The sequence below is a fragment of the Nocardia iowensis genome (assembly GCF_019222765.1).
GTDB classification, from domain to species: domain Bacteria; phylum Actinomycetota; class Actinomycetes; order Mycobacteriales; family Mycobacteriaceae; genus Nocardia; species Nocardia iowensis.
Map to the genome: position 1 here is coordinate 6816369 of NZ_CP078145.1, position 18642 is coordinate 6835010.

At 66.9% G+C, this 18642-nt stretch carries 11 protein-coding genes; 9 read left to right on the plus strand and 2 right to left on the minus strand.

Going from position 1 to position 18642, the window contains the following annotated elements; all coding sequences use genetic code 11:
- Positions 1–24 precede the first annotated feature (24 nt).
- Complete coding sequence (locus tag KV110_RS31450) at positions 25–1209, minus strand: MAB_1171c family putative transporter (RefSeq protein WP_218470803.1); 1185 nt, start codon at positions 1207–1209, stop codon at positions 25–27.
- Between the two features lie 699 nt (positions 1210–1908).
- Between KV110_RS31450 and KV110_RS31455 the strand changes: the two genes are divergently transcribed.
- Positions 1909–3417 (plus strand): MFS transporter, encoded by a 1509-nt coding sequence (locus KV110_RS31455; protein WP_218470804.1) that lies wholly within the window; start codon positions 1909–1911, stop codon positions 3415–3417.
- A gap of 26 nt (positions 3418–3443) precedes the next feature.
- The gene (locus KV110_RS31460) at positions 3444–4202 is read left to right on the plus strand and encodes a TetR/AcrR family transcriptional regulator (protein ID WP_218470805.1); all 759 of its coding nucleotides are present in this window, start codon (positions 3444–3446) and stop codon (positions 4200–4202) included.
- A gap of 21 nt (positions 4203–4223) precedes the next feature.
- Here the strand turns inward: KV110_RS31460 and KV110_RS31465 are convergent, their stop codons facing one another.
- On the minus strand, positions 4224–4772 hold the full coding sequence (locus KV110_RS31465) for an ester cyclase (protein WP_218470806.1): 549 nt from the start codon (positions 4770–4772) through the stop codon (positions 4224–4226).
- Between the two features lie 460 nt (positions 4773–5232).
- Between KV110_RS31465 and KV110_RS31470 the strand changes: the two genes are divergently transcribed.
- The 7 genes from KV110_RS31470 (at position 5233) to KV110_RS31500 (ending at position 18615) form a co-directional block, all read left to right on the plus strand.
- Positions 5233–11574 carry a type I polyketide synthase gene (locus KV110_RS31470; RefSeq protein ID WP_218470807.1) on the plus strand — a complete coding sequence of 2114 codons (6342 nt, stop codon included), beginning with the start codon at positions 5233–5235 and terminating at the stop codon, positions 11572–11574.
- Positions 11571–13004 carry an aminotransferase class I/II-fold pyridoxal phosphate-dependent enzyme gene (locus tag KV110_RS31475; RefSeq protein ID WP_218470808.1) on the plus strand — a complete coding sequence of 478 codons (1434 nt, stop codon included), beginning with the start codon at positions 11571–11573 and terminating at the stop codon, positions 13002–13004. The genes KV110_RS31470 and KV110_RS31475 overlap by 4 nt, the downstream gene beginning before the upstream one ends.
- A complete protein-coding gene (locus tag KV110_RS31480) occupies positions 13001–15004 on the plus strand; it encodes a CRTAC1 family protein (RefSeq protein WP_218470809.1) in 2004 nt (667 codons plus the stop codon). Before KV110_RS31475 ends, KV110_RS31480 begins: the two co-directional genes overlap by 4 nt.
- 76 nt (positions 15005–15080) lie before the next feature.
- Entirely contained in the window at positions 15081–16319 is a 1239-nt protein-coding gene (locus KV110_RS31485) for an RnfABCDGE type electron transport complex subunit D (protein WP_218470810.1), read from the plus strand.
- Positions 16316–16810, plus strand: coding sequence for a flavin reductase family protein (locus KV110_RS31490; protein WP_218470811.1), 495 nt, complete (start codon positions 16316–16318; stop codon positions 16808–16810). Before KV110_RS31485 ends, KV110_RS31490 begins: the two co-directional genes overlap by 4 nt.
- 18 nt (positions 16811–16828) lie before the next feature.
- Complete coding sequence (locus KV110_RS31495; protein WP_218470812.1) at positions 16829–17794, plus strand: DUF1702 family protein; 966 nt, start codon at positions 16829–16831, stop codon at positions 17792–17794.
- 11 nt (positions 17795–17805) lie between these two features.
- Positions 17806–18615, plus strand: coding sequence for an SDR family NAD(P)-dependent oxidoreductase (locus KV110_RS31500; RefSeq protein ID WP_218470813.1), 810 nt, complete (start codon positions 17806–17808; stop codon positions 18613–18615).
- Positions 18616–18642 lie beyond the last annotated feature (27 nt).

Below are 18642 nucleotides of genomic sequence, written 5' to 3' on the forward strand. Positions count from 1 at the left end.
TCGATCGCGGATGCCGTCTCGCGTTCACGACTTCGCCGTGCCGCCGACAAGTGCCTGCCCGGATACCGCGGGCAGCCGCGAGGAGCCGTGAGCAGGTGACCGTTTCGACCACGCCATAGCCAGGTCGAGCAGTTGCTGAAGATCGGCGCTGAAATCGCTACCCGCCCTCGGCAACTGCGGGACGGCAGCGGAATCGGCGGGCGCCACACCGGCTTTCCTCGCCTGGACCGCGTAGTCGAGCCGCTGCACGTAATAGGCCATGTCGCCCTCGAGTCCCGGCTGGGCGGGCAACGCGCCGTTGCCCACAGGCGCGGCATGGAAGTAAGGCCCCAGTTGCAGTAGCGCATCGCGTATTTCGACGCTCATCCGGAACAGACGGCTGGGGCCGCCATCCTGGATCCGCGCCTGTGGCACCGGCGGCATCACTATCTGGGGCACCGCCGCGGTGAGGTCGCGCCAGAGTGGGCGCAGCTGACGGCAGCGGCGTCCGTCCCGATCCCAACCGGCCCGGACGATCAGGCTACGGAGCACGGGCATGCCGAGGAACGCCGCGTCGTTGACGATGCAGATGGTGAAGGCCAACTCCATGCGCAACGGGTGTGATCCCAGGGGCGACGAGCCGACGGCCAACTGCACCAACGAGATCGACCAATTGACCGCCAGCACGACGTTGCCGCCGATCAGGCCGTAGCAGACGAACTTCGCCCGACCGGTGAGGTCGCCGAACCTGATCTCGCGAACGCACCACCGAGTGATCAGGAACGCGGTGACGGCCAGCGGTACGACGTAGGCCGTCCAGACGACAATCCCCTCGAGGTCGAGCGTCAGATCGACCATTCGATCGTCGTTGCGCGCCGACGTCCCGGCGAGCAGCATCACACCGACGCAGCCACCGGCGACTACCACGCAAATCCATTGGCGGCGCGAAACACTCGCCGAATCCGCCTCTGGCTGCCACAGCAAAGCGATGCCGTACACGCACAGGAAGACCATGATGTTGCACCCGAGCGCGAGCTGGTGTGCCAGCCCGACCATCCCCGGCATCGTGGCGCACCGGTAGAGCAGCAGCCCAGCGAGGCTCCACAGGAACATCCGATTGAGCAGCCGATCCGAAACGGTGTCCCGGACGAGCGCCATTCGGCCCACCAGGACGATGGCAACGAATCCGATCGCCGGCCATGCGAGGACTCCGGTGAGCGGGGCGGCCATCGGTCGAGCGTATCGTCCGCCGAGGCGATCGGTCCATGCTCCGGTCCGGCTCAGCAGACCGGGACGGCAGCGTAGAGCATGCCGGTTTCAAGATCAATCCCCCAACTCTGCTCTCCAACAAGATCATTCGTTTGCCCGTCGGATCGGCGTCGCTCCAGGTATGCTACCGACCAGTAGTTAGCTAGTTGGATGGACGACAGAGGACGTGAGGGACGACCGCTGCGGAAGCGGTAGGCGAAGGTAGTTGTCGGCAAGCTACCGAACGCGGCATCGGTGCCTTGGGGTTGGGGCGTATCGGACCGCCGGCCGTGACGGACCACTGTCCGTCACACGTCTCGTTGTCAAGTGTCACAACGAGATTGGCGGAGCTGCGAAAGCCGGAATGCGACAAACCATTTCGGAGAACCAGGGTGGATGTTACACTTTGTCACCAAGAGTTTCAGTGACGACCTCGGTTCCGACAAGCGCCCCACAGGGCGCTACTCCTCTTCGTAGCCTGCGAACGCGGCTCCACGCTTCCTGTATCGCCCGCTGTTCGTGCGGCAAGGACCGGAGATATCTGTGCGCGACCAAAGACACCTCGATACATCAATCGAGCAACCCGATGGCGAATCTCCCTCGGCACCCATTCGTCGGCGTAACCTCGCCTTCTGGTCAGGTCTCGCCGCAACGAGTCTAGGAACCGCACTGCACTTCCCGATGTACTGGGAATCCAGGCACATGGGCTATCACATGGCGGATATGCCGATGGACGCCGCCATGATCAGCGGAATGGTGCTGATCGTCATCGGCCTGGTGGTCACCGCCTATGGCCTGGTTCCCGTTGGGGCGCAACGGGACAAGGTGGCGAATCTGCAGGTGCGCGCGCTCGACGATGCCCCGATCAATCGGGTGCACGTCGTGCTGCTGCTGGTGATGGCCGCCGCCATCACGATCGACGTCATGAAGCCGACCACGCTGGCGTTCGTCGTGCCGGGCATGGCCAAGGAATACGACCTGCGTACGGCCACCAATCCTGGCGGCAGTCTGCCCGCCGCGCTGCTGCCGCTCGTCGGCATCACCGGCACGGTGATCGGCTCGTTCCTCTGGGGTTGGCTCGGCGACCGGATCGGCCGCAAGGCGGCGATTCTGCTGGCGGGCGTCTTCTTCGTGGCGACCTCGGTCTGTGGGGCGATGCCGAGCTTCGAGCTGAACCTGCTGATGTGCCTGCTCATGGGCATCAGCGCGGGTGGCATGCTGCCGATCGCGTTCACCCTGCTGGCCGAGACGATTCCGGCCCGTCACCGCGGCTGGCTGATGGTCCTGATCGGCGGCGATATCGCGGGCGCCTACGTCATCACCAGCTGGCTCTCGTCCACCATCGGCGACACCTACGGCTGGCGGGTGATGTGGCTGATCGGATTCCCGACCGGTTTGCTGGTCATTCTGCTGACCCGATGGGTCCCCGAGTCACCGCGCTTCCTGCTCGCACTCGGCCGTCGAAAAGAGGCCGAGGACGTGCTGCGCGTCTATCACGCGTCCATCGTCCCGGTCGAAAAGTCGGAACTCACCGTGGAAGCGGGCGTGAAAGCCGGGTACCGCCGATTGTTGCAGGCGCCGTTCGCCGGCATCACCACCGTGCTCGTGCTGGTCGGCCTCGGTGTCGGCCTGGTGGTGTACGGCTTCCAGCTCTGGTTGCCGACGAACCTGCGCCAGCTCGGGTACAGCGGCGTCTCGGCCGATCAGATCCTGCGCGACTCGGCGTTGATCGGCTTCCCGCTGAATTTCCTGGTGGCGTATTGCTATCACCGGTCCTCGAAGTGGACGATGGTGACGCTGAGCGCGATGCTCGCGGTCTCGCTGTTCGGGTTCGTCGCCTTCGGCGACAGCGTCGCGGACAACAAGGTGCTGCTGTACGCGCTGCTCATTCCGCCGATCTGGGGCGCCAGTTCGGTGGTCGCCGTGCTCATCGCCTACGGCGCCGAGGCCTATCCGACCCGGATACGCTCCCGCGGTACCGGTTTGGCGGCAGGCATGAGCAAGGCGGGCGGCATCATCGTGATCGCGCTCGTGGTGCTCGCCGTGGCCACCCCATCGATTTCGATGACCGCGCTGATCAGCGCCGTACCGATGACCATCGCGGCGGCCGCGGGCATCGCCTTCCTGATCGAGACGCGGCGACGCTCCCTCGAGGAAATCACCGCCGAGGAATTACGCGTGGCCGTCTGAGCTGTGCGGCCAACTGAATGGAAGCCATGAGCGAAGGGACGGCTGGGGGGATGATCACCGAATTGACCGCGGCACAGCATTCTTCGGCAGAGGCCATGAGCACCGCGCTGCGTGACCGGCTGATCGACGCGACCGTGCAGGTCGTGTCGACCGAGGGCCTGCACGCCCTCACGGTGCGCCGAGTGTCGAGTATGTGCGGGGTGTCCACGATGGCCGTGTACTCCAACTTCGGCGGCATGCCCGGCCTGATCCGCGCGGCGGGTTCGGCGGGCTTCGCCTTGCTGGGTGCGCGGATGGACGAATTCGGGGTGACCGATGACCCCATCACGGATCTGCTGGTACTCGGGCTGGTGTTCCGCGACGAAGCCCAGCGCCGACCCGAGCTGTTCCAATTGATGTTCGGCACCGGGTCACAACGCATCGACATGAAGATCAATCGCGGCAATGTCCTTGTTGCCGAGAATGATTCGGAGTTCGAGCACTACCAGGAAACATTCGACCACGTGGTGGACGCGGTGCGCAGGGCGCAGGAGGCCGCTCTGATCGATACGCCGGACGTGCGCTCGGCGGCGGCCCAGCTCTGGATGGGCCTGTTCGGCTTCGTCCAGTTGGAGATGGCCGGGCACCTCGGCGACGAGGGCCTGTTCGAAGTGCTGGTGCCCGCGATCCTCAATCTGCTCGTCGGCATGGGCGCCACCTTGGACGACGTGGGGACATCACTGATCCAGGCAATGGAACGGTTCACCGCGGAAGCGGACGATCCGGCCGTTCCCGAGCCGAGTTGACCCGGGAACGGCCGAACCAACTCAGAACGGGAGCCGGGAACGCACCCGCTGAGCGCGTGCCATCGCGCGCTCGGCGGTGCTGCCGCGCGGCGGCATCAGCCCGAGTTGCAGCAGCATTTCCGAGAGATCCCAGGTCGCTTGGCTGCGCCAGATGAGTCCACCACGGAACTGCCAGATGTCGATCACCAGCAGGTCGATCTTCTTGCCGGTGGCCGCGAACCCCGGTGGGTCGATCGGGCCGAGGTGGGTGCCGGTCATCCGCCACGGCACCACGGCAGCTCTGCCCTCGGCGGCGAGCAGCGGCGGAAAGGGATTGGTGTAGGCCACATCCGGGAACGACCGCACGGTGTCGGAGACGAACTCCTCGACGCCGGCGCGTCCGGCCACCCGCTTGCCGAGTGACGGGTCGTACCACATGGTGTCCTCGGTGGCACATTTCGCGACGGCCGCGCCGTCGCCACTGTTCCAGCCCGCGATATAGCCTTCGGTGAACTCGGCCAGCCAGGCCGCGCTTTCGATAACCTCGGCCTCCGGCCCGATGCGGAACTGCCCGGTGCTGTACGGATCCACGACCAAACGCCTTTCGCCGGAAACACATTCGCCGAGTCATCATAGCCGCCCAATTCGACGGCGAGTCAACCTCGCGGGCAATATTTATGGCAGTTCTCCGGTATAACAATGTCATTCGGTTCAATAACACTGTCATGGTCGATCGGACACTCGGCCATAACCCTGTAATAACAGCGGAATAATGGCGTCATGCAGCGGCGATGCAGCCGCAATCACCCCTGTGACAAGGGCTTTCATGCTTGACTTGATGAACAGTATTGACCATCGATAAGCCTGCCTCCTACCATGGGTGGACACAGATCTCCTACCACGGAACCAAATTCACACCGGACACAGCGGCCGATTACTACACACGGCAGGCGCATTATTCCGGTGCCCTCCAAGACAATTCGAAGGCGCGTCTGCAATGGCGCAGGTGTGCGCCGTTATTCGAATGTCGCGACGTCCAGAGGACTTTTGCATGCCCGCTATAGCAATTGTCGGTATAGGGTGCCGATTTCCGGGCGGAATCGACGACCCGGCCAGTTTCTGGGATCTCGTCCTGCACAAGGGCGACGGGATTGTCGAGGTGCCGAGGGACAGGTGGAACCTGGCGAAGTTCTACGACCCGGACCCGGACGCACCCGGCCGGATGTACACCCGCCACGGTGGATTCCTGACCCAGTCGCTGTGGGAGTTCGACGCCGAGTTCTTCGGGATCTCCCAGCGCGAGGCGGCCATCATGGATCCGCAGCAGCGCCTGTTGCTCGAGGTGGCCTGGGACGCGCTCGACGACGCGGGCATGGCGGGCAAGGTCAGCGGGCGTGAGGTCGGCGTCTTCGTCGGCGGCTTCATGAACGACAACGCACTGGTGCGCAGCGGATCGATGGCCCGAGCCTCGATCAACAGCCATAGCCCGACGAGCGCATCGCACACCCTGCTGTCGGCCCGCATCTCGTTCCTGCTCGACTTGCTCGGCCCGACCATGACCATCGACACGGCCTGCTCGTCGTCGCTGGTCGCACTGCATCAGGCGGTGCTCGCGCTCGAGGCGGGTGAGTGCGAGGCGGCCATCGTCGGCGGCGCGAACGCGATGCTGCGGCCCGAGACCTTCATCTCGATGTGCAAGGGTCGCTTCCTTTCCGTCGACGGCAGGTGTAAGACCTTCGACGCGACCGCCGACGGCTACGGTCGCGGCGAAGGCGCGGGTGCGGTCATCGTCAAGCCGCTCGACGTGGCGCTGCGCGACGGCGACCGGATCTACGCGGTGGTGCGCGGCAGCGGGGTCAACCAGGACGGGCGCACGCTGGCCATCCCGGTCCCGAACCCGGTCGCCCAAGAGGCGCTGGCCCGGCGGGTGCACCGGATCGCCGACATCGAACCGCATCAGGTGGGCTATGTGGAGGCGCACGGCACCGGAACCTCCGTCGGCGATCCGCTCGAAATGAACGCCCTCGGTACGGTTTACGGCGCTGTCGAAGGACGCACCGAGGACCTGATCGTCGGCTCGGTCAAGAACAACATCGGCCACACCGAGGCCGCCGCGGGTGTCGCGGGCGTGATCAAAGCCGCGCTGACCCTGCACCACGGCACCATCGCGCCGCAGCTGCGACTGGACAATCCGAACCCGGAGATCCGGTTCGACGAACTACGACTGCGGGTTCCGATGGAGCCCGAACCGATGCCGAGCATCGACGGCCGAGCCGCCGTGGCGATCAACAGCTTCGGTTACGGCGGCACGAACGCGCACGTGATCCTGGAGCAGGCGCCCACCGTCGTTCCGGTCGACGACGCACGGCCGCAACCGTTTCCCGTGCTCGCCCTGTCCGCCCGCAGCGACACCGCGCTGCGCGAACTGGCCACGGCGGTCGGCACGCTGGCCGAGACGGTCGCCACGCCGACCGTGACCGAGACGCTCTGGGCGCGGCGCGCGCACCATCCGCTGCGCGCCGCGTTCGCTTACCGCGACGACGACGATTTGCGTGCGCAGTTGGCGGAGTTCGCTGGCGGCGGTGGGCAGTCGCCCGCGCGTGCCCTGTCCGAGGCCGGGCCGCAGCCGATCTTCGTCTACAGCGGCATGGGACCGCAGTGGTGGGGCATGGGTCGCGGCCTGTTGCAGGCCGGCGGCCGCTTCGCGGAAGTCGCGCACGAGATCGACGAGGTGTTCCGGCCCATCGCCGAATGGTCGATCGTGGCGGAATTGCTTCGCGACGAAGCGGATTCGCGGATCACCGGCACCGCCTTCGCCCAGCCGGCGAACTTCCTGGTACAGGCCGCACTCACCGCGGAACTCGCCGAGCTCGGCATCCGGCCGTCCGCGGTGGTCGGCCACAGCGTCGGTGAGGTGACCGCAGCCTATGTCTCCGGTGCGCTGTCGCTGCACGACGCACTGCTGGTCAGCTACCACCGGTCCAGGCTGCAGGCCACCACCGCGGGTAGTGGCGGCATGCTCGCCGTCGGCCTGCCCGAGGAGCAGGCGCTGCAACGGCTGGCCGATATCGAGGGCGTCTGCGTCGCGGCGGTCAACTCCGCGACCGCGGTCACCCTGGCCGGCGACCTCGACGCCTTGCATCGGCTGCGCGAAACCCTCACCGAGGAAGGCATTTTCGCGAAAGCGCTGCGGGTAGAGGTGCCGTATCACAGCCATCTGATGGATCCGATCCTCGACGAGCTGCGCTCGGTACTCGCCGGTCTCCATCCCACCGAGACCCGAATCCCGTTGTGGTCCACGGTGACCGGTGCGGAGCTGGCGGGCCCCGAATGGGACCGCGAGTACTGGTGCCGCAATGTGCGCGAACCCGTGCGCTTCGCCGATGCCATCGGCGGGCTGCTCGAAGCGGGCAACCTGGCATTCCTCGAGGTCGGGCCGCACCCGGTGCTCAGCGGCAACATCCGCGAAGCGCTCGTGCAGCGCGGGCTCTCCGGCGCGGCGGTCAGCACCTTGTCGCGCGACGCCGACGACGAGGAAAATCTGCGCCGGACCGTCGTCGATCTGTATCGCGCGGGTGCGCTGGATGTTTCGCAGGTACCCGGAGCGGGCCCGGCCGCGGTCGGCCACCTGGATCTGCCCAGGTATCCCTGGCAGCGCCGGGTGCTGTGGACCGAGGATCCGGTGACCGAGCGCGACCGGGCCGGCGCTACCGCGGGGTACGCCATGCTCGGCGAACGCACCGACGCCACCGCCTCCGCCTGGGAAGTACAGCTGTCGGTGACGAACCTGCCGTGGCTGCGCGACCACGTGGTCGAGGGCTCGGTGGTGCTGCCCGGCGCCGCCTACCTCGACGCCGCGCTCAGCGCCATCGCGGCCCGCACCGGTCGCACGTCCTTCGGTCTGGAGGCGGTCGAGTTCGCCGCTCCGCTGATCGTCGGTCAGCATGACGTGCCGGTACTGCGCGTCGATGTGGAGGAGACCACCCACCGGTTCACCGTCCGCTCCCGCACGGCCACCGAAACCACCTGGACCCTCAACGCATACGGTCGCCTCATCGAGGCGGACGTGGACGCGCGAACCATCGACATCACGCCGCCACTCGACGCGGTCGATATCCCCGCGGACCTGCTCTATGAGGGTCTCGCCGCGCACGGCCTGGCCTACGGACCGTCGTTCCGCCTGGTGGACACCGCGCGGGTCGGCCAGGACGGTGTGCTGGCCCGGCTCGATCTCTCGCTGCTGCCGCAGGCCGAAGCCCCTGCGCTACCGCACTTGGCGCATCCGGCGGTCGTCGACGCCGCCCTGCAGTGCTTCGCCGCACTGTCCGCGCGTTCCTCGGGCGACGTGCCGGTGGTCGTGGTGCCCGCCGCGGTGACGGCGGTGCGCTGGTCCGGGCTGCTGCCGAATGACGAAGCGTGGGTTCGGGTGTCGAGGTCACCGGGCGATCCGCTGCTCGCCGACATCCATCTCGCCGGCGCGGACGGCCGCGTCGTGCTGACGATGTCGGGCGTGCGGTTCGCCGAGATCTCGGCCCGCCAGGATGTCTTCGACCAGCTGGACGAGGTGTTCTACGAACCGGTGTGGTCGATCGTCGACGACGCCGAGACCACGGTCGAGGCCGAGGCCGCGGCACCGGCGGAATTCCTCATGGTGATCAGCCTGGGCAGCACGGTGTCGCAGCGGGCCAAAGAGCTGGCCGCCGTACGTGCCGCCAGCGAGTTGCTCAATGTCAGCGCCGAGGACAGTACCGACGCGGACCGCGTGTTCGCGCTGTTGAAGGCCGCCCACGAGCGGTCCGATGTCGAGCGCAGCCGGCTGGTGGTCGTGGCGAACGGGGAACTCGACCCGGTGCGCAACGTGTACGGCCTCGTCCTTGTCGCACAGGCGATCAGCCGCCTGTTGGCCGAAGCGGCCGACACCCCGCCCGAGGTGCGCGGTGTCGTGGTGACCGAGCAAGCGTTCTGTCTGCCCGTCGACCGGTTCGCGAACCTGCCGCACACGGCACTGACCGGCGCGCGGCGCACCCTGCTCAACGAACAGCCGCACGCGCGCTGGCGGCTGATCGACGCCGAAGCCGGCACTCCGGCCGCCGATATCATCGGGCAGGTCTTCGCCGAGGACGCCGTCGCCGCCCGCGCCGACGAAGTCGCGTTGCGTGCGGGCGCGTGCTGGGCCATGCAGCTGCGGCACACGCTGCGCGACCAGCTGGCGACCTGGGATGCCAGCGCACCGCTCACCGACCCCGAAAAGTCGTTCACGCTGGAGATTCCACGCTCCCGGCTGCTGTCGGAGCTGTCCTGGCGCGAGGTCGAACGGGTCGAGCCAGGTCCCGGTGAGATCGAGGTCCGGGTGGACGCCGTCGGCGTGAACTACAAGGACCCGCTGAAGATTCTCGGCGTGCTCACCGAAAAAGAGTTGGCCGGAACGTATTTCGGCACGGTGGTCGGGATGGAGGGCGCCGGCGTCGTCGAACGGGTCGGCCCCGGCGTCACCGAGGTCGCTCCCGGCGATCTGATGTCGCTGTGCAGTCGCGGCATGCTGACCCGCTACCTCACCATCCGCCCCGACGACGGCGCGACCCAGCGGATGGATATCAACCTGGACAACGACTTCGATCCCTGCCACTGCAGCTCCGCGTTGCCGCTGCTCACCGCGGAATTCACGCTCGAAGAGCTGGCCCGGCTCCGACCGGGCGAAACCGTGCTGGTGCACGGCGCGGCCGGCGGCATGGGCATGGCGGCGGTGCAGGTCGCGCGGCGGATGGGCGCCCGCGTCATCGCCACCGCTAGCACCGAGGAGCGGCGGGCGATCGTCCGCGACATGGGCGCGCAGGAGGTGTTCAATTCGCGCTCGGTCAGCTTCGTCGACGACGTACTCCGGCTGACCGACGGCCGCGGCGTCGACGTGGTGTACAGCTCGTCCCCCGGCGAGATCCTGCACCAAAACCTGCGGGTGGTAGCCGAATTCGGCCGGATCATCGAGCTCGGCAAGGCCGACATCTATACGGGCGGCGCGATCGACCTGCGCCCGTTCGACCGCAACATGTCGTTCTTCGCCGTCGATATCGACCGGGCCCTCGCCACCCGCCCGGAGCTGGTCCGTGCCGCCTCCCGGCGGGTGATCCACGCCCTCGACACCGAAGTCTATAAAGCCTTGCCCTACACCGCGTTCGGCCCGGACGACGTATCGGCGGCCTTCGAGTCCGTGGTGCGGTCCGCGCAGATCGGCCGGATCGTGATCGATCTGCGCGCGGAAAACCCGATGGTGCGAGCGAAACTGCCGCAGGTGCACATCGATCCGGCCGCCGCCTATCTGGTGACCGGTGGTTTCGGCGCCTTCGGCCTCGCCACCGCTCGCTGGCTGGTACGCGAGGGCGCACGCAGGCTCGTGCTGGTCGGCCGCCAGGGTGCCGCCACCGACGAGGCCCGAGAAGTCCTGGCGGACTTCGCCGAAGCGGGCGTGGTGGTGGTCGAGGAGCGGGTGGACGTGTCCGATTACGACGCGGTGGCGGCGTTGATCGAGCGCAGCAACGCCGAGGGTCATCCGCTGCGCGGTGTCTTCCACGCGGCCGGCGTCGTCAACAACCTGGAGATTCCGCAGATCACCATCGAATCACTGGAAGCCATCTTCGGGCCGAAGGTCGCGGGCGCCCTGAACCTGGACAACGCGCTCACGGCGGCCGGAATCGACCTCGACTTGTTCGTGCTGTACTCCTCGGCGAGCAGCATCGTCGGCATCAACCCGCAATCGGGTTATGCCGCCGCCAATTCGGTGCTCGACACCCTCGCCGCCGCCCGGCGCGCACGTGGCGCGGCAGCGCTCGCGGTGAACTGGGGCTTCATGAGTGGCGGCGGCATGGCCGACTACGAATCCGTCACTCGATACGCCGAGCTCACCGGGTACCGGTCGGTGGAGATGGACGTCGCGACCGAGCAGCTGCGGGAATGCCTTCGGATGGACACGGCGCAGATCGCGCTGCTCGACGTGGACTGGGGGCAATGGGCGACGGTGCACCGACCGTCGGCTCGCACGCCCCGGTTCGGCGAGTTGGTCAGCGCGGCGGGCGGCGCCTCGGGTGTCGGCGCACTGCGCGCGGAGATTCTGGAGCTCGGCCCCGAACAGCGCGGTGAGGTCGTGGCGTATCTGCTCGTCGAGCAGCTCGCCGTGGTGCTCGGGGTCAGCGCGGACACGGTGGACCTGGACACCCCGCTGCCCGACCTCGGCATGGACTCACTGATGGGCATGGAGTTCGGCGCACGGGTGGTGAAGGTGCTCGGCGTGCAGATGTCGGTGCTCGCCGCGATCGGGCTGACCCTGCGCGGCCTCGGTGCCCGGCTTGCCGAACAGATTGCGCAAGAGGAGGACCGAATGGCGAGGAGCGATACCGAATGACCATCGATCAGAACGATTCGCGCGAATTGGCGCGCGCGTTACTGGCCAAGCACAGTGACAGCGGAGCCGACAACGGCAACGCGGCACCGAACGGCGCCACGAAAGCCGCCGCCGGACAAGGGAACACCGGCGAAAACGGCGGCAACGGCAACGGGTCTGCAGACCGGGTGACGACGTCCTTCCGCGACCATCCCGGCGTGCTGGAGGCCGGTCGGCGCTTCGGTCGCTTCGACGAATGGCTCCAGCAGATGGGGCTGCCGAATCCGTACTACCTGCCGCACGAGGGAGTCAGCGGCGCGGTGACCCGGATGGCGGATCGAGATGTGGTCAACTTCAGCAGTTTCGGCTACCTCGACCTGGCCGCGTCGCCGCGCGTGCACCAGGCCGCCAAGGATGCCATCGATCGCTACGGGACCTCGGCCGCCGCCGTCCGTATCGTCGCGGGCGAGCTGCCGATCTATGGCGAGTTGGAGCGCGAGCTCGCGACCATCTACGACACCGACGCCGCGATCGTGACCGCGAGCGGCTATCTCACCAACGCCGCCGCCATCGGATTCCTGCTCGGCAAGCGGGATCTCGCGATCTGCGACTCGCTGATCCACAACAGCATGGTGGCAGGCACCGAATGGGCCAGGTGCAAGCGAGTCAACTTCCGGCACAACGACCCCGAGTCGCTCGAGGCGATCCTGAAGATGTCGCGGCGCAGCTTCGATCGGGCACTCGTCCTGATCGAGGGTGTGTACAGCATGGACGGCGACGTGGTCCGGCTGCCCGAGATCATCGAGGTGGCCCGCAAATACAACTGTTCGATCATGATCGACGAGGCGCATTCGTTCGGCGTGCTCGGCGAAAAAGGGCTCGGCGTGCGCGAGCTGTTCGACCTCCCCGGCGACGCGGTGGACGTCTGGATGGGCACGCTGTCCAAGGCGATCGGCAGCGTCGGCGGCTATCTCGCCGGAAACCGGGAACTGGTCGACGGTTTCAAGTACGTAGCGGGCGGACTCAGCATGTACACGGCCTCGCCCGCGCCGTCGGCCATCGCGGCGGCGCTGGAAAGCCTCGCCGTGCTGCGTGATGAACCCGAGCGGGTCACCGCGCTGCGCGACAACGCGACGTACTTCCACCGCCGGGCCCGCGAAAGCGGTTTCCACACCGGCACTTCGGAGGGCACGCCGATCACTCCGATCATCACCGGCGCCGACGAGCCCGCGGTGCTCGGCGCGGTGGCCATGTTGCAGCGCGACTTCAGTGTCAACGCCATTTCCCATCCCACCGTGCCCGCGGGTGAGGCACGGCTGCGGTTCTTCATCAACTGCAGGCATACCCGAGAGCAGTTGGACCAGGCACTGGTGACGCTGCGCGAAGTACTCGACGGCCTAGCCGACACAGCGGGACAGCAATCCACTCTCTTCCAGGAGGAGCACTCGTGAAAATCCCCATCAACAGATCACTCCTCCGGAAAGCTGTGGTGCCCGCGGTTGCTCTGCTGCTGATGGGTGCCTTTTTCATCCCGGCGCGCAGTGCGCTGCTGCCCTCCCACGACACCGCGGATGGGCGGCTCGCGAGCCGGTTCGATTTCACCGCGATGCCCATCGCCATGCCGGAGGGAGTACGCAGCGATCGCACGATCCGGCACGTGCGCCATCCGTACAAGAACCTGTCGGCCTGGATCTCCTCGATCGGCGCGTCCGCCGCGATGAACGACATCGACGGCAACCGCCTTTCCGACGATCTCTGCATGGTCGACGTCCGGGCGGACAAGGTGTACGTGACGCCGACACCGGACAGCAACACCAGCCGGTACCAGCCCTTCATTCTCGACCCGGCACCGCTGCGGATGGACGAGGCGGCCGTGCCGTCCGGCTGTGTGCCCAGCGACTTCAACGCCGACGGCCGGACCGACATGCTGGTGCACTTCTACGGTCGCACCCCGATCATCTACTTGCAGCGCGGGGACGCGACGAAGTTGGACAGCAAGGCATTTCGCCCGGTCGATCTGGTGCCGGTGCCCACTACCGCCGATGGTGACTATCACGGGCAGCGCTGGGTCACCGCCGCGGTCGCCATCGCCGACTTCGACGGTAACGGAACCACCGACATCTTCATCGGCAACTATTTCCCCGACATGGACGTGCTGAAGGAGGACGGACGCGTTCCCCTGTGGATGACCGACTCCTTCTCCAATGCCGCCAACGGCGGCGGCAACCGGGTCTTCACCCTGGACAACGCCAAGTCCGGCAGCGAACCATCGGTCGACTACCGCGAGGTGAGTCAGCCGTTCCCGATCGGCAAGTCCACCGGGTGGGTCCTGGCCGCCGCCGCCACCGATCTCACCGGTGATCAGCTGCCAGAGTTGTACGTGTCCAACGACTTCGGCAAGGACCGGCTGTTCGTCAACAAGTCCAAGCCGGGCGATATCCGCTTCGGCTTCGCCGAGGGCGAACGTGGTCTGACCGATCCGAAGTCCTATGTGATGGGCCATGATTCGTACAAAGGCATGGCCGCCGACTTCGGCGACCTGAACAGCGACGGCATGCCCGACCTGTTCGTCAGCAATATCGCCGCGCGGTACGCACTGATGGAGGGGCATTTCGCCTGGTACAACACGGCCAAGAACACCGCCGACGCCGCCGCCAAGCTCGCCGACGGCATCGCACCGTTCAAGAATCGTGCCCCTGACGTCGGATTGGCTTGGGAGACTTGGGGTTGGGACGCCAAGATCAACGACTTCGACAATGACGGCCGCAACGAAGTGATCCAGGCGACCGGCATGATCAAGGGCGATACCAACCGCTGGCCGCAGATCCAGGAAATCGGCACCATCAACGACGAACTGGTGAAATACCCGCAGGCATGGCCGGTGATCGGGGACGACGCCGATCTGTCCGGCCGCGACCCCATGGGCTTCTTCAGCCAGGACGAGGACGGGAAGTTCGCCAACCTCACCCACACCCTCGGCATGGACGCCCCGATCCCGTCCCGCGGTATCGCCATCGGCGACACCTCGGGCAACGGCGCGCTCAGCTTCGCGGTGGCCAGGCAGTGGGCGGATCCGGTTTTCTACCACAACAATCGGGCGAAGAACGGTCAGTATCTCGGGCTGAAGCTGCACAAGCCGACCAATGAGGGTTCTCCGGCCACGACGGTCGCCGGGCTGCCAGCCCTCGGCGTTCCTGCGATCGACGCGCAGGTGGAGGTGCGCACCCCGGACGGGAAGCTGCACACCGCCCGCCTCGACGGCGGCAGCGGACACACCGGAAAGCGGGCCACTGAAATACATCTCGGCCTCGGCAATGTCGATCCGGCCACGCCACTGAATGTGCTGCTGCGCTGGCGCGACAACAAGGGCGCACCGCACGAGCAGACGATCCAGCTCACGCCGGGCTGGCACACGATGAACCTCACCTCGAATGCTCAGGAGGTCAAGTAATGAGCGAGCACAGCGAGCGAATCATGACACAGTGCGCCTCGCGCCTGACGGATCTGAGCACCAGCGAGGTGGCGTCATGAGCGAGAAGGACAAGCCAGAACCTGGCGCGGCCAACGGTCAACCCGACTCATCGCCACCGCCCGTCGAAGCCAGCGGCAGCGCCGGAAACGGCAGTGCCGACGGCAAAATCGACGCCGACGGCACAGCGAAGGCGCCCCTCGAACCGAACGGCAGTGCCGACGCCAAGCCGAACGGCGACGGGCATGCGGGCAATGCCGTGGAACGCATCGCCGCCCTGCAGCGTTCCGGAACCGAGTTCGCGAAGGAGTGGGTGGAGACGCCCGCGCCGGCCAAAGACAAGCGCTACCTGGCACTGCGCAACTTCGCGATCTCCATCACCATCTTCAACCTCATCGGCTTCCCGCTCCTCGGCTTCGAGCAGCCGTTCCTGTGGCCGTTCATTGCGCTGGCCACCGCGTACAGCGTGGAGATCGGGCTGGAAGTGCTTGCGGCGTGGGCATACCACCGGGCCCCCGCCTTCATGGGCCGTGGGCCGCGCGGGATGTTCGAGTTCTTGCTGCCTGCCCACATCACCGGTCTGGCGTTCAACTTCTTGACCTTCGCGCACGATCGGATATGGCCGGTCATCTTCGGCGTCACGGTCGCGGTCGGCGCGAAATGGGTGCTCCGGGCCAAGATCAACGGCAAGATGCGGCACTTCATGAACCCGTCGAACTTCGGGATCGTGGTGGCCATCCTGGTCTTCCCGATGATCGCCGTCGCGCCGCCGTATCACTTCGTCGAGAACATCTCGGGTGCGGCGGACGCGCTCATCATTATGGTGCTGCTGTTCACCGGCACCATGTTGAACGCCAAGCTGACGATGAAGATGCCGCTGATCATGGCGTGGGTCGCGGCCTTCGTGTTGCAGGCGGTGGTGCGCGGACTGATCGAACCGAACGTCTCGGTCCTTCCCTCGCTCGCCGTCGGGACCGGTCTTGCGTTCGTCCTGTTCACCAACTACATGGTCACCGACCCCGGCACGACGCCGATGGGCAAGAAGCACCAGATCATGTTCGGGGCCTCGGTCGGCATCATGTACGGCGTCGTCACCGCGCTGCACATCTCCTACGGCCTGTTCTTCGCGCTGGTCATCGTCTGCGGCGCACGCGGAATGTATTGGTGGGCACGCGGAATCGCCGAATGGTGGCAGCAGCGTTCGGTGGCGCCCAGCGTGCCGGCCGAGCCCGTCCTCGTCGGCGCACCGGCCCGACCCGCGGCGTCCGCACCGGCGAAGGAGGCGGCACGCCCATGACCAGCAGCGCCGAGCTGCGCCGCGTGCTCGGCGCGTTCACCACCGGAGTCACGGTGATCACCACCGGATGGCCACGGCCGCACGGGATGACCGCCAACGCGTTCACCTCCGTCTCGCTGGATCCGCCGCTGATCCTGGTCTGTGTAGCGCACACCGCCAGGTTGCATCGGTCGATCCAGGAGGCGGGCGCGTTCGCGATCTCGGTGCTCTCGGCACAGCAGGAGCCGATCGCGCGCTACTTCGCCGACTCCTCCAGGCCCGATGGCACCGCCCAATTCCGGCAGGTGGAGTGGTACGAGGGCCCGAACACCGCCGCGCCGATGCTGGCGCGGACGGTGGCGGGCTTGGAATGCAAGCTCGACACGATCCACGACTGTGGCGACCACAGCATCGTCATCGGCGAGGTCGTGCACGCCGAACGCGACCCCGCGCTGGCCGCCGCGGGGGCGCTTGCCTTCTACGACGGCGGCTACCGCCCCTTCATCCCCTGAAGAACGGAGAACCCTGTCATGCCTTCACCTTTGGGGCCGCTGCGCGCGGCCTTGTTCGTCCCGAGCCCGGCCAGCGTGCGAAGGGTCATGCAGGGATTCGAACAGTCGAATCCGACCGCCGCACTGGAGCTGGAGCAGGTGACCATGCACCTGGTCGGCGGCATCGACAAGGCGGTGCGCAGTTCCGACAACGCCGAGTTGGTCGCCGCGCTGGCGCAGGTGCCGGTGAAGTACCGCGGCTTCGCCTATGAAGGCGCCGCCGTCGGTCTCACCGCCATCGATTCGCTGTCGCCGGGCCATCGGGCCGCCGATCTGATGGTCGGACCCGAGTCCAAGATCCACGACCTGACCATGGTCGTCGGAGTGGGGCTCGCGCTCGCGAAGATCCCGAAGCCCCGATGGAAGAAGCTTTTTCCGCAACACCCGCTGTACCGCTGGCTCGCGGTCGACGGATACGGCTTCTACAAGGCGTTCTTCCAGAAACGGCGCTACGTGGACAACCAGCACGTCGACACCCGTTACCCGCGCTGGATGGGCGACCGCGCCAACCTGCAGCGCATCGCGGATCACGGCTTGGGCCGGGCGCTGTGGTTCATCGGTGGTGGCAATCCGGTGCGGGTGGCCGAACTCGTCGGCGGGTTCGCCGAGCACCGGCGCGCCGACCTGTGGAGCGGTGTCGGCATCGCGGTGACCTTCGCCGGCGGCGTGGAACCCGCTGATCTGGCGCAAGTCTGGGAGCTGGCCGGGCAGTACCGGCCGCGGCTCGCGCTGGGTTGCGCGATGGTGACCAAGATCCGGCAGCAGACCAACAGCACCAATGAGCACAGCGAGGCGGCCGCCCAGGCCTTCTGCGGGCACTCGGTCGCGGAAACCGATGCGCTCATCGACAATTCGCTGAAGGGATTGCCCGAGGACGGTTCGTCGACGACCTATCTGCTGTGGCGTGATCGGATCGCCGAGATCGTCGCCGCGAGCCGGACCTGAGGGGTCGCGCGATGACCGGTCGCAACGGCACGCGGTGGTCCGGTAAGCACGTCATCGTGACCGGCGGATCGGAGGGCATCGGCGCGGCGGTGGCGGCCGCGTTCGCCCGGCGTGGCGCGCAGGTGTCGGTCATCGCGCGCCGCAAGGTCGCGCTGCGCGACACCGCGATGCGCATCGGCGGCGACTGGGCCGTCGCCGATGTCACCCGCCGGGACCAACTCGCCTCGGCCATCGCCGAATTGGAGGGCAAGCACGGTCCGTGCGCGGTGATCGCCTGCTGCGCCGGACTCACCCTGCCCGGCCGGTTCCTCGAGATCGACGCGGACGAATTCGAGGTGCAGATGGCGGCGAACTATCTCGGCGCGGTGCACGCGGTGCGGGCGGTGCTGCCCGGAATGGTCGAAAGGTCCAGCGGCAACGTACTTCTCGTCAGTTCGACCTCGGCCTTCCTCGGCATCGTCGGGTACAGCAGTTACGGGCCGACCAAAGCGAGTATTCGGCAGCTCGCGCTGTGCCTGCGGTACGAGGCCGAACCCGCGGGCGTGGGGGTGACGGTCATCTACCCGGCCGACACCGACACACCGGGACTGGCCAGGGAGAATGTTCGTAAACCGGCGGAGACCAAGGCGATTACCGGCTCGATCGAACCGATGTCGGCCGAGCGGGTCGCCGAGGCCGCGGTGCGTGGGATCGAACGCGGGCGCCATCACATCGCGCTGGATCCGCTGACCCGGTTCTTCCTGGCATGGGCGAATCTGCCGGAGGACATGGCGCGTCCGTTCATGCGGCGCACCATCGCCAAGGCACGCACCATGCTCTGACCGCGCCTCGCACGCGATAAAGCCCGC